This is a genomic window from Pseudomonas sp. Irchel s3f7, assembly GCF_900187615.1.
Taxonomy (GTDB): domain Bacteria; phylum Pseudomonadota; class Gammaproteobacteria; order Pseudomonadales; family Pseudomonadaceae; genus Aquipseudomonas.
In genome coordinates, this window is sequence record NZ_FYDO01000064.1 from 1 (window position 1) to 1649 (window position 1649).

1 protein-coding gene is annotated in these 1649 nt (G+C 53.5%); it reads right to left on the reverse strand.

From position 1 onward, the window contains the following. Positions 1-40: 40 nt before the first annotated feature. A protein-coding gene (locus CKW19_RS28180) for an IS3 family transposase (RefSeq protein WP_371856329.1) occupies positions 41-1578 on the reverse strand; the annotation gives its coding sequence in 2 pieces (ribosomal slippage) (positions 41-1128 and positions 1128-1578; 1539 coding nt in all). Positions 1579-1649 lie beyond the last annotated feature (71 nt).

A 1649-nucleotide genomic window follows, 5' to 3' on the forward strand; every position in this document is an offset into this window, starting at 1 on the left:
CGGTACGTGTCAAGGTACCTGTCACCTTGTCTTACAGTTGCTAGCCCGTTGCGCTCTTAATTTCAGGGCGCTCTGGGTTTAAATACACAGCATCTGCCAACTTCCAGTTGCGTGTTCGAGTGCTCCAGCGGCTCGGATTAGCTTCCTTGGCATTTTCATAAAGCATTGCTCTAGCTTGTAATAGAGCCGTTGCTTTGCCTTCGTGCCGCTGGTTTGGCGTCACGTATTTCAGGGCGCTGTGGCGGTGATCTTCGTTGTACCACTCGATAAATCCCTGCACCCAAATTCTTGCCTCAGTCACCGTATCAAATGGTTGATCCGGCCAGAGCGGGCAGTACTTTGCGGTACGAAAAAGTGCTTCGGCGTAAGCGTTGTCATTGCTCACCCTTGGCCGGCTAAAGGACGGCTCGACGCCCAGGGCAACCATGCTTTCACGTAACAAGGAACCTCTCATGACGTGGCCGTTATCCGAGTGCAGCACCAACGGTCGACCCGCTGTATGTTCACGCAAGCATCCCTTTCTAAGCAGCTCACACGCGTGTTCGGCGCATTCCACCTCATGCACTTCATTGGCTACCAGCTTGCGGCTGTAGACATCCTTGACCATGTACCAGTAGAAAAAACGACCTCTGACAGTGCTGGGTAGCCAAGTGATATCCCAGCACCAAACCTGATTGGGAGCGTCAGCGCGATGCGTCGTCAGGACCTTGCGTTTCGGGGCTTTGGTTCGGCCGCGACGCACGTTTTGATTAGCGGCTTTTAACACACGGTAAAACGTCGACTCTGAAGCGAGGTAGATACCTTCATCGGCCAGTTTTGGAACGATTTGGTGTGGGGTGAGGCTGGCGTAGCCAGCCTGATTGGCAGCATCAAGCACCGCTTGGCGCTCTGCCTCACTGAGCTTGTTCGACGGCGCTGCTCGCTGAGCCAGTAGACGCCCATCGCAGCAGGCGTGTCGCCAACGTTGAACTGTACGCAGGCTCAGCCCTAGCTCATTACACGCTCGATATCGACGAGCCCCACTCAACACCGCTTCAGCAATCAACTTCATGGCTTGCGTACGATCAGAGGCGCTGATCAGTCTTCCTTGTCCTTGCCCCAGATCGCATTGGCTTTTTTTCTGAGCTCCAGCAAAGCCACCGCCTCCGCACGTCCTGCATCGGATTGGATCAGCTGACGCTCCAGATCTTTGATCCGCCGCTGCTCGGCAGTTCTTTCTGCACTAGGTTTCAAATCAGCAAGGGTATTGGCGTTTTGGCACGCCTCGCGCCACTGCTGGATTTGCTCAGGATAAATGCCCTTGATTCGGCAATATTGAGAAATCTCAACCTCACTCAACGGTGCGGTTTCCATGACAGCATTGAATTTATCGGCGCTGGACCATTGATCACTGGTCTTGCCATTTCCCGGCACGATCAAACCTTTATCTCTAGCCATTTGTCTCCAGTTTCGCAGTGACTGAGGCGTGAGATTAAGCGCAATGGCGAGTTCTGCCACTGAGCGATTTAGAGGCGGCATCATTTGCAAGACGACCCAATCTTTGAAGTCGTCGTCGTAGCGTTTGCCTAGATTGGACATTGTTATGCACCTTCGCCCTCTTGAATGAATGAGTCAATCAACAAGGGTGACAGGTAGCCTGACACGGAGGG